Source organism: Klebsiella sp. MPUS7 (assembly GCF_009905335.1).
In the GTDB taxonomy this organism is placed as follows: Bacteria; Pseudomonadota; Gammaproteobacteria; order Enterobacterales; family Enterobacteriaceae; genus Klebsiella; species Klebsiella grimontii.
The window spans coordinates 921,147-945,451 of the sequence record NZ_CP047604.1 but is presented as its reverse complement, the minus strand read 5'-3'; the positions used below and the strand labels follow the sequence as shown (position 1 = coordinate 945,451).

Below are 24,305 nucleotides of genomic sequence, written 5' to 3'. Positions count from 1 at the left end.
ATCTGTCCGGGCTACACGTTCGTGCGGTTTTGTAGCCCGGGCAGGCGCAACGCGCCGCCTCCGGGAGATTATTTACGCCGTCCCCAAATCCACAGGGCGGCGATCGCCAGAGCAAACACCGTACCAAAGCCAATCCCCACGCCGACGACAGGAATGCCGATGCTCACCGCCAGCGAATAGAGGCCCAGCATCAGCAGCATCGCCACGTTTTCACCGAGGTTTTGCACCGCGATAGCGTTGCCCGCACCGACCGTATGTTTGCCGCGCTCCTGAAGCAGCGCGTTCAGCGGCACGATAAAGAAGCCCCCGAACGCCCCGAGCAGCAGCAGCAGAGCAAACGCCGGCAGCAGCGCCTGCTGGATGGCGAAAAAGATAACCGCCACGCCAATCAATATCCCGGCAGGCATACAGCGCGACACCGTTTCCAGCGTCACCAGCTTCGCCGCCGCGCCGGCCCCCAGTACGATCCCCACCGCCACCATCGCGTTAAGGTAAGTCGGCATGGCGTTGCTGGTAATGCCCAGCGCCACCGGGACCCACAGCACCAGCAGAAAGCGCAGCGTCACGCCCGCCCCCCAGAACAGGCTGGTGCCGACTAACGAAAAGCGCGTCTCACCGTTGCGCCATAGCGTCGTACAGGCGCTAAAGAAGCTGTGGGTCATCGGCCTGAAGCGCCACGACTGTCCGGGGCGAGCCGCCGGCAGCTTCGGGATCCACAGGTTGGCGACCACCGCCCCGGCGTACACCACCGCGCAGACGCTGAGCGCCGCCACGACGTGCCAGTCGGCGAGGATACCGCCCGCCATTGAGCCGAGCAGGATCGCCGCAATGGTCGATGACTCCATCAGGCCGTTCGCTTTCACTAACTTATCGCCGGTGGTCAGCTCGCCGAGAATGCCGTATTTAGCCGGAGAATAGGCGGCGGCGCCGATACCCACCAGCGTATAGCCAATAAACGGATTCACGCCGAAGCAGATACAGCCCGCGCCGACCAGCTTCAGGCCGTTAGCCGCCATCATTACCCGCCCTTTGGCAAAGCTATCGGCAAACTGTCCGACAAACGGCGCGAAGAGAATGTAAGCGCCCACAAACAACATCTGTAATACCGGCTGGCTCCACTCCGGATAGAACAGCTGCTTCATCAGCGCCAGGGTAGCGAACAGCAGCGCGTTATCGCCAAACGCCGAAAGAAACTGGGCGCAGATAACCGCCATCATCCCTTTCGAATACAGCGAACCGTTAGTGTGTACTGACTCACTCATCCGAATCTTCCGTCTGTTCAACCATGCCTTTAAGGGTGACAAAGTCCGGCTTGCCGCTGCCCAGAACCGGGAGCTGCTTGAGCCAGCGAATGTCGCGCGGTACCGCCAGCTCCGGTACGCCGTGTTCACGGGCATAGCGCAGCAGTTTTTCACGATTCAGTTCATTATCGGTAGTAAACAGCACCAGCGCCTCGCCTTTGCTGGCATCCTGTTTAATCGCCGTAGCGTGCATTTTGTCCGGCGAAACCGCCAGCGCCACCTGTTCGACCATCTCCAGCGACACCATTTCACCGGCGATTTTGGCAAAGCGCTTCGCGCGGCCCTGAATCCGCACGTAGCCCTGCTCGTCAAAGCTGACGATATCTCCGGTGTCGTACCAGCCGGCCTCAACTTCGCCGTGCTGATTTTCCGCCGCTGGCGCTTCCAGTACCCCAGGATTTTCCACCCGCAGATAGCCGTTCATAATGTTTGGCCCTTTAAGCTGCAAACGGCCCCCTTCTTCAATTCCCGGCATCGCCAGCAGACGCGCATCCATCCCCGGCAGAATGCGGCCAACGGTGCCCACTTTCGCCGCCATCGGCACGTTGATCGAGACTACCGGCGCGCATTCGGTGACGCCGTAGCCTTCAAGAATGCGCAGACCAAACTTGTCCTGCCAGATCTGCTTCGTGCTCTCCTGCAGCTTCTCCGCCCCGGCGACAACGTAGCGCAGGCGGTAAAAATCATACGGATTTGCGAAGCGGGCGTAGTTGGCAAGGAAGGTGGAGGTGCCGAACAGCACGGTACAGTTTCGGTCGTACACCAGCTCCGGCACCACGCGATAATGCAGCGGGCTGGGATAGAGGAACACTTCCGCGCCGGTAAACAGCGGCGTCAGTAGGCCAACCGTCAGGCCAAAGGAGTGAAACAGCGGCAGCGCCGACATAAAGCGGTCATTCGCGGTAAAGTCGGCAATGGTTTTAATTTGTTCGACGTTGGCCAGCAGGCTTTTATGGCTATGCACCACCCCTTTCGGATTGCCTTCCGAGCCGGAGGTAAAGAGGATCATCGCCGCGTCTTCCGGCTGCTGCTTAACCTGAGCCAGCTTCGGCATCATCAGGTGAGCAAAAATCCACAGCTTATCGCCGGCGGTGACGTCGCCTTTTAAATCTTCGAGGAACACCCAGCGCACCTGGGTCAGCTGCTCCGGCAGGTGCCAGAGTTTGCCTTTATCGAGGAAGGTGCGTGAGGTAAAGATGGTTTTGATTTCCGCGGCGGTAATGGCGCTGCTCAGGCCTTTGACCCCGGCGGTATAGTTCATCATCGCTGGGATCCGCCCGCGGGCAATCGCGCCGAAAATCACCGCCGCGCTAATTCCGGCGTTCGGCAACATCAGGCCGATTTTTTCGCCCTGGGCGCTGTATTTTTCCAGAATGCGCGCCACGAAGAGGGTTTTGGTCAGCAGCTTACGGTAGGTGTCCGGCTGAAAATTGATATCTTCCACGCAGTTTTTGCGCGCGCCGAAGCGGTCCTGGGCCGCCAGCAGCGACTCATACAGCGTTTCGCGCGGGCGCACCGCCATCCGCGCTTCCATCATGATCTGATGCAGCATTTCACCGGCAATTTTACGCCGCTCGCGGGCGCGAGGCGCATCGGGCATTGGCAGATGCGTCGGCGGCAGCAGGTGCAGCTGAATGCGCGGGAACAGACGGCGTTTGACCAGCCCTTTCAGGCGGCTGAAGGGAGTTAATTCAGCGCCTTCGATTCTCAGCGGCACAATAGTCGCCTGTGACTTCGCCGCCACAAAGGCGGCGCCGTCGTAAATTTTCATCAGTGAACCGCTCACCGAGATTCGCCCTTCCGGGAAAATCACCACCGGACGCCCCTGCTCAATCAGGCGGACCAGATGCTTTATCGACATCGGTTTGGTCGGGTCCAGCGGCACAAAATCAATAATCGGCTTTAGCGCGCGCATAAACCAGCGATCGCTGATTGAGGAATAGACCGCGAAGACCGGGCGCACCGGCAGGAAAAGCGCCAGCAGTACGCCGTCAATAAAAGAGACATGGTTTGGGGTGATCAGTACCTTTTGCTGGTACAACGCCTGCGTGTCACCGGTAAGCCTTACCCGATACAATCCTTTGAAAAGCAGTCTAAAAAATCCCAAAAGCATAACAACTCCGTTTGACCGGTTAATCAGTCAAAGCAGGTTACATGAGAAGGGGCGGAAAATGCACCAGGAGGAGCGGAATTCAGGACAAAAAAAACCTGCGCATCCGCGCAGGTCGGTGCAAGATAATCAGTACGAAAAGCGTACTTAAAAAACTCACCAATCAATACCTCTGGGATCCTGATTGTCTCGTTTTTTCCGCCGCTGGCGCCAGCCATAAAACGCAAGTGAATGAGCCTAAGTGCAACCAGTTATTACTTTTTTCGCGAACTGTAACAATGGCCAACGGCGGGCAAAAAAAAACCTGCGCATCTGCGCAGGCTGGTGTAATTAAGTGGTCAACCTGAAGTTGACTCCACCTATCAATACCTCTGGGATAGCCAGAGTATCAATGCAATGAATGGGTAAACCAGCGAACATTCGCAACAGCCAATCGCAAAGTGTAAGCAAAGGTGTGAATTGTCGTTTCCCGGAATCATTCTCCGCTCGCCTGTGGGTAACTATTTCACCCGCAACGCTAATCTGCGTCACAATTGCATGAACCCAAAAGTCGCAAGCCTTGAATCTGCCGCGCTTTCCCGTAACATAAACGTTATGTAAACGCTTACCCTAAAAAAGGCCTGGTATGGCGACTATTAAGGATGTAGCCCGGCTCGCAGGAGTTTCCGTCGCTACCGTCTCCCGCGTTATCAACAATTCACCGAAAGCCAGCGAAGCGTCGCGCCAGTCGGTAGGCGCCGCGATGGAAACGCTAAATTATCATCCCAACGCCAACGCCCGCGCGCTGGCGCAGCAGTCAACGGAAACCGTCGGCCTGGTGGTAGGTGATGTCTCCGACCCCTTCTTCGGCGCGATGGTGAAAGCCGTCGAGCAGGTCGCCTACAATACCGGTAATTTTTTGCTGATCGGTAACGGCTATCACAACCTCCATAAAGAGCGCCAGGCGATCGAACAGCTGATTCGCCACCGCTGCGCCGCGCTGGTGGTCCACGCCAAAATCATCCCCGATGACGAACTGGCCTCGCTGATGAAGCAAATTCCCGGCATGGTGCTGATTAACCGCATCCTCCCCGGCTTCGAGCAGCGCTGCGTTGCGCTGGATGACCGCTACGGCGCATGGCTCGCGACCCGCCACCTGATTCAGCAGGGGCACACCCGCATCGGCTATCTCTGCTCAAACCACGCTATTTCCGATGCCGAAGACCGCCTGCAGGGCTACTACGCGGCGTTAAAAGAGAGCGATCTGCCGTGTAACGATCGCCTGGTGACCTTTGCCGAACCCGATGAGAGCGGTGGAGAACAGGCCATAACCGAGCTGCTGGGCCGCGGCAGAAACTTCAGCGCCGTCGCCTGCTATAACGACTCAATGGCCGCCGGCGCAATGGGCGTATTAAACGATAACGGGATTGATGTGCCGCGCGAGATTTCGCTGATTGGCTTTGATGATGTGCTGATTTCGCGCTACGTGCGCCCGCGTTTGACCACCGTACGCTATCCGATTGTCACCATGGCGACGCAGGCCGCGGAGCTGGCGTTAGCGCTGGCGGAACATCGCCCGCCGCCGGAGATTACCCATCTTTTCAGCCCCACGCTGGTCCGCCGTCACTCGGTGATTGCGCCTCTCGAGAGCGATAAATCGTAGCGGTATAAACTGACGGCGACGGCCGGATAATCCAGGCCTTCGCCGATATACTGCCAGCCGAAACGTTCATAAAAATCGCGGCAGGCGGAGTAGAGAAACAGCTCGCTATAGCCCTGCATTCGGGCATAGCCGATAACGTGCTGCTGTAGTTTCCCCGCCAGCCCCCGCCCGCGCGCTTCAGGAGCCACGTAGAGCGCCGCCATCCACGGATAGAGATCCTGACGGCTGATTAAATCGCAGCGCCACAGGCCGACGGTGCCCAGCAGCATCTCCCCTTCAGCGGCAATAAAGGTTATCGGCAGCGCCCCCGGGGTCTGGCTATGCCCGACAATGCTGGCGAAGAACGCCTGCGGCAGCGTTTCACCGCCAAAAGCCTGCCATAGCCATTCCGTCACCCGTGAAGCGTGCTGCGGCGCGGCGTGGAGGGGCTGAATGATCACACCAGCTTCCCCTGAAAAATTGGGACCGATTCAAACAGATAGCCGTCAAAGTCCGGCGCGTCTTCATCGGAGAGCTCCAGCAGGCTGTTTTTGACGTTTTCAAGATGCTGCCACATTGCCTGCCAGGCCCCCATCACATCGCGTCGGCGCAGAGCGGCGAGGAGCGTTTGCCGGTCGCCGAGCCACTTCAGCCGGTACGCCCGGCTGGCGATATGCACGTTGAACTGCTGCCACAGCGGGCTGCTGTCCATCTGCAGCCAGATACGCTCGACCGTCGCCAGCAGCATCTGATTTTGCGTCGCCCCGGCCAGCACCAGGTGAAACAGACGGGCGTTATCCTGGCTGGTATCGTTGGCGGCAATGGCCCGCTGCTCCTGCTCGATAATGCGCTTCAGGTTATCGATATCGGCGCGGGTCGCCATTTTGGCAGCAAAGGCGGCGATGTTGCTCTCCAGCAGCTGGCGGGCCTGCAGGATTTCGAACGGCCCGACGTCGCTGCTCAGCATCTGTTCTTCCTCACTATCGTCCTCGTGCGGGATGCGCATGACGTACACCCCGGAGCCCTGGCGAATATCGACCGTCCCCTGCAGCTCCAGCATCAGCAGCGCTTCGCGGACGATGGTCCGGCTCACGCCGTAGGTCTCGGCGATATTGCGTTCCGGCGGCAGGCGCGACCCGATGGGGTAGCGCCCCTGCGCAATCTGTGCGCGTAAATCATCACCTATTTCCTGGTAGGGTTTCTTTTCCGGCGGAATGATAGCCTTCTCCACAATATCACCTGTGCGTTATGAACCTGCGAGTCAATATCGGCCGCTATCTTAGCAAAATTTCCGTCCGCCTAGCGCCACTCATCGTCAATATCCAGCGTCAATTCGCGACTCTCGCCTAGCTTACGGAACCAGCTGGCGGAAGCCTTGGGCCGCCGGGCACGATTATTTTGTAAATCGATTTCAATCAGCCCGTAGCGATTTTTAAACGCGTTCATCGGCGAAACGTTGTCGGTAAAGGCCCACAGCATGTAGCCGTGACAGTTGGCCCCCGCTTCCCTCGCGCGCAGCGTTTGCCACAGATGCTCGCTGATAAAACGGATCCGGTAGTCGTCGGCGATGGCGCCTTCGCGATTGCGAAACTGCCCTTCGTTTTCCACGCCCATGCCGCTTTCCGCCACAAACCACGGAATATTGCGATAGTCCTGCTTGATCCGCATCGCCATATCAAAAACGATTTGCGGATAAATTTCCCAGCCGCGAGAGCTATTCATCCGCCGCCCCGGTAGCTCAAAGGGCTCATAATAGTAAGCCGGGTGGAACGGCGTCTGCGGATGCCAGGCGCGCGAGGGGGCTTTGACGCGATGCGGGTAGTAAAGGTTAATCCCCAGCTCATCGACGGTGTTTTCGCGGATAAGCGCCAGCTCTTGCGCGTCATAATCCCATGAGACGTGGTGCTGTTCGAGCAGGGTCAACAGCTCGGGCGGGTAGACGCCGTGGACCAGCGGATCGAGGAAAACCCGGTTATAAAACAGATCGTAGCGTTCGGCGGCGCGAACGTCGTGCGGCGCGTTTGAACGCGGGTAGGTGACCTCCGGGTTAAGAATGCAGCCGACCGTGCCGCGATAGCCTTTCTCGCGAAACAGCCGGACCACTTTTGCCGTCGCCAGCACCTTGTGGTGATTCCACTGCATCCAGGTGCCGGTGTTCTGCTCGTAAGGCCAGCGCAGCGCATCCAGATAAACGCGGGTCTGCACGACGATCGGTTCATTGAAGGTAAACCAGCGCGTGACTTGGTGGTGATAGCGGGCGAACACTTTCTCCGCGTACTGCACAAACAGCTCAACCACCTTTTTCGACGCCCAGCCGCCGTACTGCTCCAGCAAATAGCCGGGAAGTTCATAATGCTCAAGGCAGATCATCGGCTCGATGCCGTTGGCCAGCAGTTCATCGAAGAGCTGGTCGTAGTACGCCGCATAGTCTTCATCGACCGTGACGTTTTCATAATCGGTGAGAAAGCGCGACCAGTTAATCGACGTGCGGTAGTGGGTCAGCCCCGCCAGCTTCATCAGCTGCACGTCTTCGCGAAAGCGGTTGATAAAATCGGTCGCCACCGCCGGGCCGTAGCCGTTATGCCAGACGTGGCGGTCGTTTTTGTACCACAGATCCGGCCAGGAGTCCTGGCCCTCTTTTTTGCCGCTCCAGCCCTCGGTTTGCCACGCCGAAGCGGCGGCGCCGAGGATAAAGTCGTGGGGGATCGCCATCCTTACTGTCGTCATCGTGTCCTCATATCTGTTGGCTGGTGGGTGTGTTTTCCGCCTGGCGCTGGGCGTTTTCCGCGCGGCGGGAGGCAATTTTGACGAACGGCAGATAGATCAGCACCGCGGTCAGGATGCAGATAAGCTGCGTCACCACCGCCCCCATCGAACCCGCTGTGGAGAGCCAGGCGTTGATCAGCGGCGGCGTGGTCCACGGCACCATCACCACCGCTTTACCGGCAAAACCGGCGGCGGTCGCGAAGTAGCCGATGCTGCCGGTCACCAGCGGTGTGATAATAAAGGGGATCGCGAGGATCGGATTGAGCATGATCGGCATGCCGAAAATCACCGGTTCGTTGATGTTGAACAGGCCCGGTCCAATCGACAGCTTGGCGATCTCTTTCATCTCTTTGCGTTTGGTGGCGATCATGACCGCGATCAGCAGGCCAATCGTCAGCCCCGATCCGCCGATGCTCATATAAACATCCCAGAACGGCATGGTGATGATATTCGGCACCTCTTTGCCCTGCTCAAAGGCGCTCATATTGACGGCGATCGCTCCCAGCAGCAGCGGTTCGCGGATCGGTTTGATCATCTGGTTGCCGTGGATGCCGATAACCCAGAACAGCTGCGCGACAAACATCAGCAGCAGGATCCCCGGCAGGCTTTGCACCACGCGTTCCAGCGGCTGCTGCACCACCTGATAGACCGCGTCATACAGGTACATGCCGGTGGCCTGATGGAAAATAAAGCCAAAGGTGGCGATCGCCGTGGTGGTGATAATGGCCGGGATCAGCGCGGAAAATGACGCCGAGACGTTGGGCGGCACGGTATCCGGCATCTTGATCTTCAGCCCCTTGCGGCCCTCCAGCCAGCAGTAGATCTCCACCGACAGAATGGCGATAAACATACCGAGGAACAGGCTGCGGGTATCGGAGAACTGGCGCAGCAGCACATCTTTCACTTCATGCATTTGGCCGTCGACCATCATCTCGACGGTGGTTGGCGTGACGCAGATAAAGCAGATCACCGCCAGCAGACCGGGGAACAGGCTCTTGATGCCGTTAATCCGCCCCAGTTCGATGCCGATAAGAAAGACCGCGCCAATATTGAGAAAGTTAAGGGTGGCGTAATTGATGGCGCTGGTAATGGGTTTCAGCGCCGCCAGAAACGAGAGCGCCTGAAAGCTGGCGAGCCCGTTTTTCGGATCCAGCACCATATTGGAAATCAGCACCGAAAAGGCGCCAACGATGATCACCGGCATCAGGGTAATAAAAGCGGATTTTATCGCCATGATATAGCGGTAGCTGTTGAATTTCGTGGCGAAACTCCCCAGTGAGTCGATCAGTTTGTCCTGCAATGCCATAGAGGATACCTCAGGTTTAAGGGCTTATAGCGCACCAGGTGTACAGCCAAACACCTATTGGCATACCAAAAAATAGCGACTGGTGAAAATAAGTTCTGTGATTAAGCTCCCAACCCGCTCATTGGTATTCCAGAAAGGCGATAATTGGCATACCGCATTGGCGGTTTTACTTTCCACCCGATCAATTCCTGTAAAAGCGTGATCGCGATGGTTTTTTTGCCGCGCCATGAGGCCATATCCCCCTGAATGTCTGTGATAAACTGCGGGTTACCACGTGATATCAGGAATCGGATGAATGGCTACAATGCTGGATGTCTCAATTCGCGCAGGCGTCTCTAAAGCGACGGTTTCCCGCGTGTTGAACGGCACGGGTCAGGTGAAAGAGAGCACCCGCCAACAGGTTTTTAAGGCGATGGAAGAGCTGGGCTATCGGCCTAACTTTCTCGCCCGCTCGCTGGCGAACCGCACCAGCAACAGCATCGGTCTGGTGGTTTCCACCTTTGACGGCTTCTATTTTGGTCGCCTGCTGCAGCAGGCCTCCCGCCAGACGGAAGCCTGGGGCAAACAGCTGATCGTCACCGACGGCCACGATGCGCCGGAGCGTGAAGAAGAGGCGGTGCAGATGCTGGCCGATCGCCAGTGCGACGCCATCGTGCTCTACACCCGCCATATGAGCGAAAAGAAGATCATGTCGCTGATTGAGTCCATCGCCATGCCGCTGGTGGTGATTAACCGCGACGTTAGCCAGGCTCGGGAGCGCTGCGTGTTCTTCGAACAGCAGGATGCGGCGTTCCAGGCGGTGGAGTACCTGATTACCCAGGGCCATCGCGATATTGCCTGTTTAACCGTGCCGATGCACACGCCGACGGGCAAAGCCCGCCTGGAAGGGTATCGTAACGCGCTGAAAAAGCACGGCATCAAGTGGGATCCGGCGAAGGTGAAATACGGTGACTCCACCATGATCCGCGGCTATGAGCTGTGCTGCGAGCTGCTGGAAGAGAAGACGCCGTTTAGCGCGCTGTTTTCCTGTAACGATGATATGGCGCTGGGCGCGTCGAAAGCGCTGCATCAGGCAGGGCTGCGGATCCCGCAGGATATTTCGCTGTTTGGTTTTGATGACGCGCCGAGCGCGAAATGGCTGGAGCCGGGGCTATCGACGGTCTATTTGCCGATCGACAACATGATCACCACCGCTATCGATCAGGCCATTAAGCTTGCCAACGGTCAGCCGATCGAGACCATACCGCCGTTTACCGGCAAGCTGGTGCTGCGCGAGTCGGTGACAACCGGCCCGTATTACAAATAATTAGCTGGAATCGCCCGGTGGCGGTTAACGCCTTACCGGGCCTACAAAAATCCGCAATCCCCTGTAGGGCGGGTAAGGCGCCAGCCGCCACCCGACAGAAACGCAAAAGGCCTTCGGGTACCACTTTACAGCAGCTCAAGCGCCAGCAGCTCTTCAATGGTCTGGCGACGACGAATCAGCCGCGCTTTGCCGTTGTCGAACAGCACCTCCGGCAGCAGCGGACGGCTGTTGTAGTTAGAAGACATCGACGCGCCGTAAGCGCCGGTATCGTGCAGCACCAGATAATCCCCCGGCGCCACCGCAGGCAGCAGGCGGGTTTCCACTTTCCCCCCTTCCTGCTGGGTAAAGACATCGCCCGATTCGCACAGCGGCCCGGCCACCACGGTTTCAATCTGCGCCGCGGCGCGCAGATCGCGGCCATCCGCAGCGAGAGCGGTAATATGGTGATAGCTGCCGTACATCGCCGGGCGCATCAAATCATTAAACCCGGCGTCAATCAGCACGAAGTGGCGGCTGCCCATCTCCTTCACGCTGCGAACCTGAGAAACCAGCACCCCGGATTCCGCCACCAGGAAACGACCCGGCTCGATCTCAAGCTTCACCGGATGACCCAGATGTTTAGCGATCTGCTCGCGCGCGGCGTTCCACAAGCCGAAGTAGTGATCGGTGTCGATCGCCTCTTCATCTTCATGATACGGAATCGACAGCCCGCCGCCGGCGGAGATCGCCTGCAGATCCTGGCCGAATTCAACCACCTGTCGCACCATCGCGCCGCAAACCTGTTCCAGGTGGCCATAGTCGACCCCAGAACCGATATGCATATGAATACCCACCAGCTGGAGCTGGTAACGGCGCATCACTTCCAGCGCCGCCGTTAAATGGCTGTGCCAGATCCCGTGCTTGCTGTTTTCGCCGCCGGTATTGGTTTTTTGGCTATGGCCGTGGCCGAAGCCCGGGTTAACGCGCAGCCAGACGCGATGGCCAGGAGAAACTTCGCCCAGCTGGCTCAGCATATCGATAGATCCGGCGTTGACCGGGATCTGCAGTTCTTTAACCCGCGCCAGCGTCGCGTCGTCGATCAGGTCAGCGGTAAAGACGACATCGTCCGGATGCTGATGCGGATCGTACCCCGCCGCCAGCGCGCGCTCGATCTCGCCCAGCGACACCGAATCGACCTTCACGCCCTGCTCGCGCATCAGGCGCAGAATGTGGATATTGGAGCAGGCCTTCTGCGCAAAACGCACCACGTCGAACTTGCTCAACTGGGCAATCTGGCGGCGGATAATCTGCGCGTCGTAAACCCAAACCGGGCAGCCGAACTCGGCGGGCAGACGCAGCAGGTTTTCTGCGCTCAGGTCGGTATCGGTGGCGTAAAGCGAGTGTGGCATAAAGAACTCCGGTGCTGTGTGTGTGCGTTATCTCTGTTTTTTACGATTACGCCACAGCGCGTACGTAATAAAAAATATCGTTTTATTGCCAGTCTATGCAAAAATGATATGGCTTGCGCCACTTAAGGAACACCCATGCCCGCCGTCAACCTGCGCCATATTGAAATCTTCCATGCGGTGATGACCACCGGCAATCTGACCGAGGCCGCACGCATGCTGCATACCTCGCAGCCCACCGTTAGCCGCGAGCTGGCGCGTTTTGAAAAGGTGCTGGGGTTGACGCTATTCTCCCGTACCCGCGGGCGCCTGCAGCCTACGGTTCAGGGATTACGTCTGTTTGAAGAGGTCCAGCGCTCCTGGTATGGCCTGGACAGAATCGTCAGCGCCGCGGAAAGCCTGCGCGAGTTCCGCCAGGGGGAGCTGTCGATAGCCTGTCTGCCGGTCTTCTCCCAATCGCTATTGCCGCTACTGCTGGCGCCGTTTTTAGCCCGCTACCCTGACGTCAGCCTGCAAATCGTCCCTCAGGAGTCACCGCTGCTGGAGGAGTGGCTATCGGCCCAGCGCCACGATCTGGGATTAACGGAAACCTTGCATACCCCCGCCGGAACCGAGCGTACGCCGCTGCTGACCCTCAATGAAGTGTGCGTACTGCCGCAGAGCCATCCGCTGGCGGCAAAGCCGGCGCTGACGCCGGCGGATTTTCACGGCGAAAACTATATTAGCCTGTCGCGCACCGATAGCTATCGCCAGCTGCTCGATGCCCTGTTTGTCGAACATCAGGTCAAACGGCGGATGGTGGTGGAGACGCACAGCGCCGCCTCCATTTGCGCGATGGTGCGGGCCGGGGTCGGCATTTCGGTGGTTAACCCGCTCACCGCCCTCGATTATGCCGGGAACGGTGTGGTGGTACGCCGTTTTAGCGTTGAAGTGCCTTTTACCGTTAGCCTGGTGCGCCCGCTGCACCGTCCCGGCTCCGCGCTGGTCGATGCTTTCGCTCGCCATCTGCAAGAGAGCATGCCGCGCATCCTCACCCCGCTCGAAGCGGTACTTACGACAGCATAAATTCCACCGCGTCCGCCGCATGAATCGCGGCCGTATCAAATACCGGCAGCGGGCTGCTCTCTTCCGGCACCAGCAGGCCGATTTCGGTACAGCCGAAAATCACCCCTTCCGCCCCCTGCTCCGCCAGCAGCTCAATAACCTGAAGATAGTAGTCGCGCGAGTCTGCGCTAAAGGTTCCCAGACACAGTTCGTCGAAGATGATCTGGTTGATACGTTCACGATCTTCCGCCTCTGGAATCAGCGTGTCGATAGCGAACTGCTGCTGCAGGCGGCCGCGATAAAAATCCTGCTCCATGGTATAGCGCGTCCCCAGCAGAGCCACGCGGCGCTGGCCCTTCGCGGTAATCGCCCGGCCGGTCGCATCGGCAATATGCAGGAACGGCACATCGCAGCGCGTTTCAATGGCCTGCGCGACCTTATGCATGGTGTTGGTGCACAGGACAATCCCCTCGGCGCCCGCCTGCTGTAGCCCGAGCGCCGCCCGGGCGAGGATCTCGCCCGCCCGCTCCCAGTCGCCGCTGGACTGGCAGACTTCAATTTCGTGGAAATCCACGCTATGCAGCAGCAGGCTGGCGGAGTGCAGCCCGCCGAGGCGCGTTTTAATCCCTTCGTTAATAAGACGATAGTAAGGAATCGTCGATTCCCAGCTCATGCCGCCTAACAGACCAATCGTTTTCATCATCCCTCCGTGCGTGAAGTTTCAGTAAAACAAAGTTGTGATCGACTTTCCACTTCTCCAGGCGATCGTTTCCTTTTAGAAGATTATGCGATAGATTAAATGAAACATTGTTTCATTTAATTACAGGACCAGCGGATGTTTATTTTTCATAAAGAGACCACCCTTGAAGATCTGGGCAATGGCGTCACCCGCCGCATCCTTGCGCACGATGGCAAGATGATGGCGGTTGAAGTGAACTTTGAAGCAGGCGCTATCGGGCCGATGCACAATCACCCGCACGAGCAGCTCACCTATGTGCTCTCCGGCGAATTTGAGTTCACCATCGGCGATGAAAAGCACGTGGTCAGCGCCGGCGATACGCTCTACAAGAAACCGAACATTATGCACGGCTGCGTGTGCCTGAAGCCGGGTACGCTGCTTGATACCTTTACCCCCGTTCGTCAGGATTTTCTGCAACAGTAATCTCTCCTCCCCGGGGCATGCCGCGCATGCCCACCATTTTCTGAACTTTTCCGCTACAAATAATTGTCATAAAGTATGTCGCGCCGCAATGATTAGCAGCGCAAGCAATCTCGCCTGACTAGCCTCTCTCCGTCGAACTCTCATCCGTATCTCTGACCTCTCATCTCTGCAAAATGCGCGCTCCAGCACCTTTTTGAAACATCGTTTCGACTTTGATCACATTTCCGCGATCAACCGAATGACTCCGTAATAAATAGCAATAAAATAAAATTAAAACGGCGTTTTACAAAATCAGGACGCCGGGTAAGACAAAATCAAAAAACACATGTTCTTCAGGGATAAGAAGAAAGAAAAGTTTCAACCAATCAACCATCGCCAGGGAAGGATTTACCGCTGACATACCAGGAACGCATTAACTTTCCGGCGGCACGGGCCGCGGGAAAGGCAGTAACCCCGAATCCGTATTACAAACTCGCAAGCCAGGTAGGTATGTATGAATGAAAACAAAATGCTGGGATTGGCATGGATATCGCCCTATATCATAGGGCTGATAGTCTTTACCGCCTTTCCCTTTGTTTCATCTTTCTTCCTCAGTTTCACTGAGTACGATTTGATGAGTCCACCGGTGTTTAACGGCATCGAAAACTATCGCTACATGCTGACCGAAGATGGCCTCTTCTGGAAATCCATGGGCGTGACGTTCGCGTATGTCTTTTTAACCATCCCGTTAAAACTGGCTTTCGCCCTGGGGATCGCTTTTGTCCTCAACTTTAAGCTGCGCGGCATCGGTTTTTTCCGTACCGCCTACTATATCCCGTCCATCCTCGGTAGCTCGGTGGCGATTGCCGTTCTGTGGCGAGCGCTGTTTGCTATCGATGGCCTGCTGAACAGCTTTATTGGCGTGCTCGGCTTCGATCCGGTCAACTGGCTCGGCGAGCCCTCGCTGGCGCTGATGTCCGTTACCCTGCTGCGCGTTTGGCAGTTCGGTTCGGCCATGGTTATCTTCCTCGCGGCGCTACAGAACGTTCCGCAATCACAATATGAAGCGGCGATGATCGATGGCGCGTCAAAATGGCAGATGTTTATGAAGGTCACGGTGCCGCTGATCACGCCGGTGATTTTCTTCAACTTCATCATGCAGACCACTCAGGCGTTCCAGGAGTTTACCGGCCCGTACGTCATTACCGGCGGCGGCCCGACCTACTCCACCTATCTGTTCTCGCTCTATATCTACGACACCGCCTTTAAGTACTTCGATATGGGCTACGGCGCGGCGCTGGCGTGGGTGCTGTTCCTGGTGGTCGCGGTTTTTGCCGCCATCGCGTTTAAGTCTTCGAAATATTGGGTGTTCTACTCCGCCGATAAGGGAGGCAAAAATGGCTGATATCCAACACATGTCTGAAGCAAGGGACATCGCCGAACGCGAAGTCGCGCGGACGCTGCGTCGTGAGAAAATCAACGCCAGTATCCGCTATGTGATCCTGCTGTTCGTCGGCCTGCTGATGCTCTACCCGCTGGTCTGGATGTTCTCGGCGTCGTTCAAACCGAACCACGAGATCTTCACCACCCTGAGCCTGTGGCCTGCCCACGCGACCTGGGATGGCTTTATCAACGGCTGGAAAACCGGCACCGAGTACAACTTCGGCCACTACATGCTGAACACCTTCAAGTATGTGATCCCGAAAGTGCTGCTGACCATTATCTCCTCTACCATCGTGGCCTACGGCTTTGCCCGCTTCGAAATTCCGTGGAAGAAATTCTGGTTCGCCACGCTGATCACCACCATGCTCCTGCCGAGCACCGTACTGCTGATCCCGCAGTACCTGATGTTCCGTGAAATGGGCATGCTGAATAGCTATCTGCCGCTGTACCTGCCGCTGGCCTTCGCCACCCAGGGGTTCTTCGTCTTCATGCTGATTCAGTTCCTGCGCGGCGTTCCGCGCGACATGGAAGAAGCGGCGCAGATCGACGGCTGTAACTCCATTCAGGTGCTGTGGTACGTGGTGGTGCCGATTCTGAAACCGGCGATTATCTCGGTGGCGCTGTTCCAGTTCATGTGGTCGATGAACGACTTTATCGGTCCGCTGATTTACGTCTACAGCGTGGATAAATATCCGATCGCGCTGGCGCTGAAAATGTCCATCGACGTCACGGAAGGCGCTCCGTGGAACGAAATTCTGGCAATGGCGAGCATCTCCATTCTGCCGTCCATCATCGTGTTCTTCCTGGCACAACGCTACTTCGTACAGGGCGTTACCAGCAGCGGAATTAAAGGTTAAGAGGGAAATATCATGGCTGAAGTTATTTTCAACAAACTGGAAAAGGTCTACTCCAACGGCTTCAAGGCGGTACATGGTATCGATCTGAAAATCGCGGACGGCGAGTTTATGGTTATCGTTGGGCCGTCCGGCTGCGCCAAATCCACCACCCTGCGCATGCTGGCCGGTCTGGAAACCATCAGCGGCGGCGAAGTGCGGATCGGCGAGAAAATCGTGAACAACCTCGCGCCAAAAGCGCGCGGTATCGCGATGGTGTTCCAGAACTACGCGCTCTATCCGCATATGACGGTACGCGAGAACCTCGCCTTCGGCCTCAAGCTGAGCAAGCTGCCGAAGGATCAAATTGAAGCCCAGGTTAACGAAGCGGCGAAAATCCTTGAGCTGGAAGAGCTGCTGGACCGCCTGCCGCGCCAGCTTTCCGGCGGCCAGGCCCAGCGCGTGGCGGTTGGCCGCGCGATTGTGAAGAAGCCGGATGTGTTCCTGTTCGATGAACCGTTGTCCAACCTCGACGCCAAGCTGCGCGCTTCGATGCGTATCCGTATTTCCGACCTGCACAAGCAGCTGAAGAAATCCGGTAAACCGGCGACCACCGTTTACGTTACCCACGATCAGACCGAAGCGATGACCATGGGCGACCGCATCTGCGTGATGAAGCTGGGCCATATCATGCAGGTGGATACCCCGGACAACCTCTACCACAAGCCGAAAAACATGTTTGTGGCCGGGTTTATCGGCGCGCCGGAGATGAATATTCGTCCCAGCCAGCTGGTTGAGCAAGCGGGACGCCTGCATCTGACCGTTGGCGATGGCCTGCTGCCGCTCAACGACAGGCTGCAGAGCAAGGTCGACACCCACAAGAACCAGCAGGTGTTCTTCGGCGTGCGCCCGGAGTTTGTCTCCATTTCCGATGAACCGTTCGCCGAAGGTTCATGCACCGGCGAAATGGTACGCGTGGAAAACATGGGCCATGAATTCTTCGTCTATCTGAAGGTCGCCGATTATGAACTGACCGCCCGCGTGCCGTCAGATGAAGCGAAGCCCATGATTGAGAAAGGGCTGCATCGCAAGGTGCATTTCAAATTCGATCTCAACAAGTGTCATATCTTTGACGCCAAAACTGAACAGAACATCTCTCTGTGAACCCTGGAGTATTAAAATGAAAAAAGTGCTTTTAAGCGCCGCAATCTCCGCAACTTTGGCCCTTACCGCGTTACCTTCCATGGCGAAGGATGTCGACCTGCGTATGTCATGGTGGGGCGGCAACGGCCGCCACCAGGTGACCCTGAAGGCGCTGGAAGAGTTCCATAAACTCAATCCGGATATCAACGTGAAGGCGGAATATACCGGCTGGGACGGTCACCTTTCGCGTCTGACCACGCAAATCGCCGGCGGCACCGAGCCGGACGTGATGCAAACCAACTGGAACTGGCTGCCGATCTTCTCGAAAAACGGCGAAGGCTTCTACGATCTGAATAAGATGAAGGACGTGATCGACCTGAGCCAGTTTGACGCCAAAGAGCTGCAATCCACTACGGTGGACGGCAAGCTTAACGGTATTCCGATCTCCGTCACCGCGCGCGTGTTCTACTTCAACGACGAGACCTGGAAAAAAGCGGGCGTCGAGTACCCGAAAACCTGGGACGAGCTGATGGCGGCGGGTAAAACCTTCGAGAGCAAGCTGGGTAAACAGTATTACCCGGTCGTGCTGGAGCACCAGGATACCCTGGCGCTGCTGAATTCATATATGATTCAGAAGTACAACCAGCCGGCTATCGATGAAAAAACCAAAAAATTCTCCTACAGCAAAGAGCAGTGGGTCGAATTTTTCCAGATGTATAAAAAGCTTATCGACAGCCACGTCATGCCGGACACCAAGTACTATGCCTCGTTCGGTAAGAGCAATATGTATGAAATGAAGCCGTGGATTCAGGGTGAGTGGGCGGGGACCTATATGTGGAACTCCACTATTAACAAATACTCCGACAACCTGAAGCCGCCGGCGAAGCTGGAACTGGGCAGCTATCCGATGCTGCCGGGCGCCACCGACGCGGGTCTGTTCTTTAAACCTGCGCAAATGCTCTCGATTGGTAAATCGACTAAAAACCCGGAAGCGGCGGCGAAGGTGATCAACTTCCTGCTGAACAGCAAAGAAGGGGTTGAGACGCTGGGCCTGGAGCGCGGCGTGCCGTTGAGCAAAGTCGCGGTGCAGTACCTGACCGAAAACGGCACGATCAAAGAGGACGATCCGGCGGTATCTGGCCTGCGTCTGGCGCAGTCCCTGCCAGCCAAACTCTCGGTGTCGCCGTACTTTGACGACCCGCAGATCGTCGCCCAGTTCGGCACCTCTCTGCAGTACATCGACTACGGGCAGAAAACCGTGGAAGAGACGGCAATTGACTTCCAGCGTCAGTCTGACCGCATCCTGCGCCGCGCGATGCGCTAATTGACCGCTATCCGTATCTACCCCGCAGCTCCGGCTGCGGGGTATTTTTTTAGCAAGGAGTGAAGTGAATCATGAAAGGCAAAATCATCCCGCTGAGCTTTCTGCACACGCAGGACAGCGAAACCGGTCACCAGGTGATCCGGATGACGCCACCGCATGTTATCTGCCATCGCAACTATTTCTATCAAAAATGCTTTACCCAGGATGGCGGCAAGCTGATTTTCGGCGGCGCGTTTGAAGGCCACTGGAACTACTATTTACTCGATATCGCCGGCCAGCAGGCGACCCAGCTCACCGACGGGCCGGGCGATAACACCTTTGGCGGTTTCCTTTCCGCCGACGACCGGTCGCTGTGGTATGTGAAAAACAACCAGCAGCTGCGCCGCGTGGATCTGGCCTCGCTGGAGGAACAGGTCATATATCAGGTGGATGACCAATGGGTAGCCTACGGAACCTGGGTCGCCAATAGCGATTGCAGTCAGATGGTCGGAATCGAAATCAAAAAAAGCGACTGGCAGCCGTTGACCGACTGGGGCAAGTTCCGCGCATTCTACTTCACCGAGCCGGAGTGCCGGTTGATTAATATCGATCTGCGCAGCGGCGAACAGCGCGTGGTATTGCAGGAAAAACGCTGGCTCGGCCACCCAATTTACCGCCCGTTTGACGACAGCACCATCGCCTTCTGCCATGAAGGTCCGCGCGATGCTATCGATGCCAGAATGTGGCTGATCGACGCTGACGGCAGCAACATGCGCAAGGTGCGCCAGCACCAGCCGGGTGAGAGCTTTACGCACGAATTCTGGGTACCGGATGGCTCCGCGCTTTACTACGTCGCGCATCAGGAAAACGATCCGCATCGCTATCTGTACCGCGCCGACCCGGCAACCCTGGAAAACCGCCAGCTGATGGCCATTCCTCCCTGTTCACATTTGATGAGCAATCACGATGGCTCGCTGGTGGTCGGTGACGGCGCGCCGCACAGCACCGGCGATATCCAGTTTAACGATCCGTTTATCTGGATGTTTGATATTGCCGCCGATAAGCAGACCGCGGTGTGCCGCCACGACTCCACCTGGAAAGTGATTGAGGGCGAGCGCCAGGCGACGCATCCGCATCCGTCATTTTCACCGGACAACCGCTGGGTGCTGTTTACCTCCGATAAAGAGGGCATGCCCGCGCTGTATCTGGCGGAGGTGTAGTGATTCGGCAACGTCCCGGCTCGCGCGGTGCTTAGCCGGGCTACCGCCGTGTGCGATCCCCTAGCCCCTGACAAATACGCGGCATCGCCTCCGGGAATTATCCCCCCTGCCTCCCCGGGTCGCGGCGCAAAGCGCCTGCCCGGGCTACGAGTTCACCGCAGTCTGCGATCCCGTAGCCCGGGTAAGGCGTTTACGCCGCGACACGGGAAAAATCGTCAGAAGAAATATTTAAACCGCACCCGCGCGCCGTAGCGTTCATCGGTATTGCCGCTTTTCGCCGCCGATGAATCGAGCCATGACGCATAGGCCCCGAGATAGATATTAAAGTTCGGCATATCCATAATATTCGGCAGATGCCATGAGGTATGAAGGGTGTGAATGTCGTAGCGCCCCGGCGCCAGAATGGCGCAGTCGCCATCGCACTCCGCGTTGACGCCGGACATATTAAACTGGTCGATTTTGTTATGCGCGTAGATATAGCCCAGCTCCACGCGATGCCATAACGCATTGATACCGGCGCTGAAATCCTTTTCGTCCGCCGCATCCAGATACGCGGTGCTTACGTTCACCACCGCCCCGTCCTCGGCATCAGTTTTCAGCGTATTCCAGCTCATTGTCATACCGTAGCCGGTACGGCTGGACTGATCGACCCAGCGACCGTTCTGAGTCTCATAGCCATAAGCGTTATTGACGAGGTTGCTCTCCATCGCCGCGGCCACCGACCAGGGACCGGATTGCCAGGCAGCGACCGGGCGCACATAAACCACGTTTTTGCTGTTATCCAGCGCGTTGCCGTGATAGCGCTGATCCACGAACAGCGAACTGCCGTCCTCCACCAGCGTATTGACCTCAAAGTACCAGTTATCAAGATTTTTACTGAGCAGGAAGTTGCCGCCGCTGCTGCTGCGTCCGCGCCCCTCTTTCATCATATAAATATAGCCGTAGCCGTCACTATACAGGTCGTTCGCCGTATTACCGGAATATTCAATAAACGTATCCTGATTAAGCGGGAACATATCGTAGGCTTCGAAGCGACCGATTTTAATTTTCCAGTCATCCTGCTGACCAAAGAAAAAGGCCGCGTCATCAAGATTCATTTTGCCATTCATATCCGCCAGCGGCTGCACGCTGAATCCGGCATATTTACCGTTAGCCCCTTTGCGTAATCCATCAAAGCCGAGAAGAATACGTCCGTTAATATCCCAGCGCTCTTTATCCCCCGGCGCCCAGTTTTTATTGGCGCTGGTTTTTACCGACGTCAGGCTACCGGTACGGCTGGCGCCGTCCATATTAAACTCAACGTCGCCATAGAATTTTAACTCACCATAATCATTAAGCTGCAAAGCGGGCTTAGCCGGCACGACGCTCGCCACCGTCGCTGGCGCCTCCTGGTTTTTCAACGCGCGAATCTCCGCCTCCGCGCTGGCCGCCCGCTGTTCGGTCGCCTTCAGGCGTTGTTCCATTTGTGCCAGCCGCTCCTCAAGGGATAACGGCGCCTGAGCATTAGCCAGAGGGGTAAATAAAGACGTCAGAACACAACCGACCCAGATTTTATTCATCGGAAAACCCTTTATTATTTAGTTAAATAGTATTTTTTATTTATGGGTAAAGCTCGACAATAATAACCCGTCCACCGTCGAAGACGGGTTATTAACAACTATTCAGTAAAACTTATTCCAGCTGCCAGGCTCCTGCTTCTTTTAAATATGCAGAGCCGCTCCAGGAAAATAACGCTAATTCACGGCGAGCGGCGTCAGGATATATACGACTGCTGAGACAGGCCTCGCCATCATTCACAAACACCTCTACCGAAGAGCTATCGAAGAATATCCTCAGCTTCAGATCGGCGCCTTCGGTCAACGGGACGCTGCGGGTGCCGCAGAGGCCATACTGCGGATAGTGTCGCTCAAGCACCAGGCGCTGCATCTGCGCATCCACGTAAACGCGCAGACCCTCGCCGAAGCTCAGGCCATACTGTTCAGCGCTGCTGCTGGCGCAGTCCCAGTGCAGGATCACCTCCATCGCCTCGCAGTTTTCCACCGTCGTGGTCTGCTGGTTCTTCAGCGTCGTGACCGGCCACGGGAAGCTGGCGCCGCGCATACTCTCAACCTCTTTCGCCGGACGCATCTGCAGACGGTTATCGGCGCTCAGGCTCAGCTCCCGCGGCAGCGAAAGCATGCCCGCCCAGCCGTCCTGCTGCTCCGGCAGCGGCGATTCCCACATATCCAGCCAGCCGATGACAATGCGGCGACCATCGGGCGTGAGGAAGCTCTGCGGGGCGTAGAAATCGTGCCCGTGATCCATTTCGACAAACTCCCCCTCGCGTACAAACGCCTGCCCCGGCTGCCACTCACCGAGCAGATAGCCGCTCTGGAACAGGTTGCGGTTGCGATAGCCTTTCGCCGCCAGCCCCTGAGGGGAGAACATCAGGATATGTTTGCCATTGAGGGCGAAGAAATCCGGGCATTCCCACATATAGCCCATCTCTTTTTCCGCTTCATCAAGCACGCCCGCGTCCTGCCACTGGCGCAGATCGGCTGAGCGATACAGCCGCACCTGGCCGGTATCGCCATCGCGAGCGCCGACGATCATGTACCAGCTGTCCCCTTCTCGCCACACTTTCGGGTCGCGGAAATGGTGCATGCCCGGCGGGGTGTCGACCACGATCCCCTGGCGCTCGAAGTGGATCCCGTCGCGACTGGTCGCCAGACACTGCACCTGATACAGGTTGGCTTCATCGCTGGGATCGCCGTGGAATTTATGCCCGGTATAAATCAGCGCCAGCGTATCGCCATCCACCACCGCGGAGCCGGAGAAGCAGCCGTCTTTATCCTCCGGGCCTTCCGGGGCCAGCGCTACCGGCAGATGCTCCCAGTGCACCAGATCCTTACTGCGCGCGTGACCCCAGTGCATCGGTCCCCATTGGGTGGAGTACGGATGGTGCTGGTAAAAAGCGTGATACCAGCCGTCGAACCAGACCAGGCCATTGGGATCGTTGATCCAACCCGCGCGGGCGGCCAGGTGATAGCGCGGATACCAGCGCAGGTTCAGCTCTTCATGTTTGGCCTGCAGTTCTTGCTCGGCCCGGGGAATGGAATACGTCATATTGATTACTCTTTTGATTCAGATAGCGGAAGTTTGCGGCATCAGCGGGTCCGAAGAGGACTTACTGGAACGCAACAAGAAGATGGAGATAAAGGTGGTGCAGAACACCAGCAGTCCCATAATCAGATAGGACTGGGCGAAGCCGTATTTCTCATAGCTATAGCCAGCCAGCGGCGACAGCACCGTCGCGATAACCGAGCTGGTGCAGGCAAAGCCCACCAGATACAGCGTTGAGGAGAGACGTTTGTCGAAGTTCAGGCTGTTGTATTTAAAGATGGAGACCAGCAGCACCGGCAGCTCGACCGCGTGCAGCAGTTTAGTAATGGAGATAAGCAGCGGCCCTTCCACCAGCCCGGACGCCACCATCCGCATCGCCATCACCATCCCGGCGAAGATCAGACCGTTTTTCGCGCCAATACGGTTAACCAGCCACGGCGCGCAGAACATACCGGCGGCTTCCAGGAACACCTGGAACGAGTTCAGGTAGCCGTACATCTCGTTGCCTTCCTGTAAGGTCGGGAACTGGGAAGAGAAGTAGACCGGGAACTGCTGATCGTAAACGCCGTAGATACAGGTGCCGATGACGAAGAACACCAGCGCCCAAAAGCGCGGCAGGGTCAGCAGACGCAGAGCATCCTCCAGCGTCACTTTACCGCCCGATACCGCCTCCTGCATGGCGTGCGGCGCGGAAGAGACCCGCAGTCGCGCCAGTAGTATAAAAAAGACCAGTCCGGAGCAGCTGGCCACCGCGAAGTTTAAATGCGGGTTAATATTGAACAGCAAACCGGCGAAGAATGTCGCCACCGCCCAGCCCAGCGAGCCCCACATCCGCGCTTTGCCGAATTCAAACTGGCTCTGGCGCGCGACGCGCTCGGTGTAGGACTCCAGTACGCCGATACCGCCGTTGAAGGTCAGTCCGATATAAATCCCGCCGAAGATGCTGCCGAGCAAGACGTTAATTTTGAGCAGATAGCCAAACAGCATATAGGCCGGGCCGGAGAGGATCAGCAGAACGGTAATGTACCAGAGCAGATTTTTACGCAGGCCGAGTTTGTCCTGTATAAAGCCATAACACACCTGCGCGAAAAGCGCCGAGACGGAAAGCACCGAGAAGATAATCCCGGTATCCCCCGGTTTAAGGCCCACTTCCTGGTGCAGCCAGATCGAGAGCAGCGAACCTGAAGAGGACCAGGTCACGAAAAAGAAAAACAGTAACGCGCTGAGTAACGGATAGCTTTGTGAGGGGTGCGCTTTCATCATGACATTCTCATGTAGGAG

20 protein-coding genes are annotated in these 24,305 nt (G+C 57.0%); 9 read left to right on the top strand and 11 right to left on the bottom strand.

Translation table 11 applies throughout. The features are described 5' to 3' along the window. Positions 1 to 68: 68 nt before the first annotated feature. Positions 69 to 1,262, bottom strand: a complete 1,194-nt coding sequence (lplT, locus tag GUC22_RS04530; RefSeq protein ID WP_024358551.1) for a lysophospholipid transporter LplT — start codon at positions 1,260 to 1,262, stop codon at positions 69 to 71. Continuing rightward, entirely contained in the window at positions 1,255 to 3,414 is a 2,160-nt protein-coding gene (gene aas / locus GUC22_RS04525; protein ID WP_024358552.1) for a bifunctional acyl-ACP--phospholipid O-acyltransferase/long-chain-fatty-acid--ACP ligase, read from the bottom strand. Before aas ends, lplT begins: the two co-directional genes overlap by 8 nt. A 622-nt stretch (positions 3,415 to 4,036) precedes the next feature. On the opposite strand from aas, the gene galR reads away from it, so the two are divergent. Further along, positions 4,037 to 5,053, top strand: coding sequence for an HTH-type transcriptional regulator GalR (gene galR / locus GUC22_RS04520; RefSeq protein WP_049090132.1), 1,017 nt, complete (start codon positions 4,037 to 4,039; stop codon positions 5,051 to 5,053). Here the strand turns inward: galR and GUC22_RS04515 are convergent. From GUC22_RS04515 to GUC22_RS04500, 4 genes are all read right to left on the bottom strand, one after another. Then, positions 5,014 to 5,493, bottom strand: coding sequence for a GNAT family N-acetyltransferase (locus GUC22_RS04515; protein ID WP_160183358.1), 480 nt, complete (start codon positions 5,491 to 5,493; stop codon positions 5,014 to 5,016). The genes galR and GUC22_RS04515 overlap by 40 nt on opposite strands. After that, complete coding sequence (locus GUC22_RS04510; protein WP_004105268.1) at positions 5,490 to 6,263, bottom strand: GntR family transcriptional regulator; 774 nt, start codon at positions 6,261 to 6,263, stop codon at positions 5,490 to 5,492. Before GUC22_RS04510 ends, GUC22_RS04515 begins: the two co-directional genes overlap by 4 nt. 68 nt (positions 6,264 to 6,331) lie before the next feature. Continuing rightward, on the bottom strand, positions 6,332 to 7,759 hold the full coding sequence (locus GUC22_RS04505) for a glycoside hydrolase family 1 protein (RefSeq protein WP_024358554.1): 1,428 nt from the start codon (positions 7,757 to 7,759) through the stop codon (positions 6,332 to 6,334). Between the two features lie 7 nt (positions 7,760 to 7,766). After that, a complete protein-coding gene (locus GUC22_RS04500) occupies positions 7,767 to 9,104 on the bottom strand; it encodes a PTS sugar transporter subunit IIC (RefSeq protein ID WP_024358555.1) in 1,338 nt (445 codons plus the stop codon). A gap of 304 nt (positions 9,105 to 9,408) precedes the next feature. Between GUC22_RS04500 and GUC22_RS04495 the strand changes: the two genes are divergently transcribed. After that, positions 9,409 to 10,410: a LacI family DNA-binding transcriptional regulator gene (locus GUC22_RS04495; RefSeq protein ID WP_201746412.1), complete on the top strand. Its 1,002-nt coding sequence runs from the start codon at positions 9,409 to 9,411 to the stop codon at positions 10,408 to 10,410. Between the two features lie 125 nt (positions 10,411 to 10,535). Here GUC22_RS04495 and lysA read toward each other — a convergent pair whose 3' ends face one another. Next, a complete protein-coding gene (lysA, locus tag GUC22_RS04490; RefSeq protein WP_024358556.1) occupies positions 10,536 to 11,798 on the bottom strand; it encodes a diaminopimelate decarboxylase in 1,263 nt (420 codons plus the stop codon). 135 nt (positions 11,799 to 11,933) lie between these two features. Between lysA and GUC22_RS04485 the strand changes: the two genes are divergently transcribed. Then, positions 11,934 to 12,860: a LysR family transcriptional regulator gene (locus GUC22_RS04485; protein WP_049131161.1), complete on the top strand. Its 927-nt coding sequence runs from the start codon at positions 11,934 to 11,936 to the stop codon at positions 12,858 to 12,860. On the opposite strand, the gene GUC22_RS04480 is transcribed toward GUC22_RS04485, so the two are convergent. Beyond that, positions 12,847 to 13,539: an aspartate/glutamate racemase gene (locus tag GUC22_RS04480; protein WP_024358557.1), complete on the bottom strand. Its 693-nt coding sequence runs from the start codon at positions 13,537 to 13,539 to the stop codon at positions 12,847 to 12,849. The genes GUC22_RS04485 and GUC22_RS04480 overlap by 14 nt on opposite strands. Before the next feature lie 135 nt (positions 13,540 to 13,674). On the opposite strand from GUC22_RS04480, the gene GUC22_RS04475 reads away from it, so the two are divergent. The 6 genes from GUC22_RS04475 to GUC22_RS04450 all read left to right on the top strand — a co-directional run bounded on the left by GUC22_RS04475 (position 13,675) and on the right by GUC22_RS04450 (position 19,922). Further along, positions 13,675 to 14,001 (top strand): cupin domain-containing protein, encoded by a 327-nt coding sequence (locus GUC22_RS04475; RefSeq protein WP_049131162.1) that lies wholly within the window; start codon positions 13,675 to 13,677, stop codon positions 13,999 to 14,001. 493 nt (positions 14,002 to 14,494) lie between these two features. Beyond that, positions 14,495 to 15,385 (top strand): carbohydrate ABC transporter permease, encoded by an 891-nt coding sequence (locus tag GUC22_RS04470; RefSeq protein ID WP_004115132.1) that lies wholly within the window; start codon positions 14,495 to 14,497, stop codon positions 15,383 to 15,385. After that, complete coding sequence (locus GUC22_RS04465; RefSeq protein WP_024358558.1) at positions 15,378 to 16,280, top strand: carbohydrate ABC transporter permease; 903 nt, start codon at positions 15,378 to 15,380, stop codon at positions 16,278 to 16,280. The genes GUC22_RS04470 and GUC22_RS04465 overlap by 8 nt, the downstream gene beginning before the upstream one ends. 12 nt (positions 16,281 to 16,292) lie before the next feature. Next, positions 16,293 to 17,420, top strand: coding sequence for an ABC transporter ATP-binding protein (locus GUC22_RS04460; RefSeq protein WP_004132950.1), 1,128 nt, complete (start codon positions 16,293 to 16,295; stop codon positions 17,418 to 17,420). 16 nt (positions 17,421 to 17,436) lie between these two features. After that, positions 17,437 to 18,723, top strand: a complete 1,287-nt coding sequence (locus tag GUC22_RS04455) for an ABC transporter substrate-binding protein (protein ID WP_098141075.1) — start codon at positions 17,437 to 17,439, stop codon at positions 18,721 to 18,723. A gap of 71 nt (positions 18,724 to 18,794) precedes the next feature. Then, positions 18,795 to 19,922: an oligogalacturonate lyase family protein gene (locus GUC22_RS04450; protein ID WP_142476537.1), complete on the top strand. Its 1,128-nt coding sequence runs from the start codon at positions 18,795 to 18,797 to the stop codon at positions 19,920 to 19,922. A gap of 215 nt (positions 19,923 to 20,137) precedes the next feature. Here GUC22_RS04450 and GUC22_RS04445 read toward each other — a convergent pair whose 3' ends face one another. The 3 genes from GUC22_RS04445 to GUC22_RS04435 form a co-directional block, all read right to left on the bottom strand. Further along, positions 20,138 to 21,481: a carbohydrate porin gene (locus GUC22_RS04445; protein WP_082237672.1), complete on the bottom strand. Its 1,344-nt coding sequence runs from the start codon at positions 21,479 to 21,481 to the stop codon at positions 20,138 to 20,140. A gap of 112 nt (positions 21,482 to 21,593) precedes the next feature. Then, a complete protein-coding gene (locus tag GUC22_RS04440; protein WP_064410858.1) occupies positions 21,594 to 23,027 on the bottom strand; it encodes a glycoside hydrolase family 32 protein in 1,434 nt (477 codons plus the stop codon). 18 nt (positions 23,028 to 23,045) lie between these two features. Next, a complete protein-coding gene (locus GUC22_RS04435) occupies positions 23,046 to 24,287 on the bottom strand; it encodes an MFS transporter (protein ID WP_004124655.1) in 1,242 nt (413 codons plus the stop codon). Between the last annotated feature and the right edge of the window lie 18 nt (positions 24,288 to 24,305).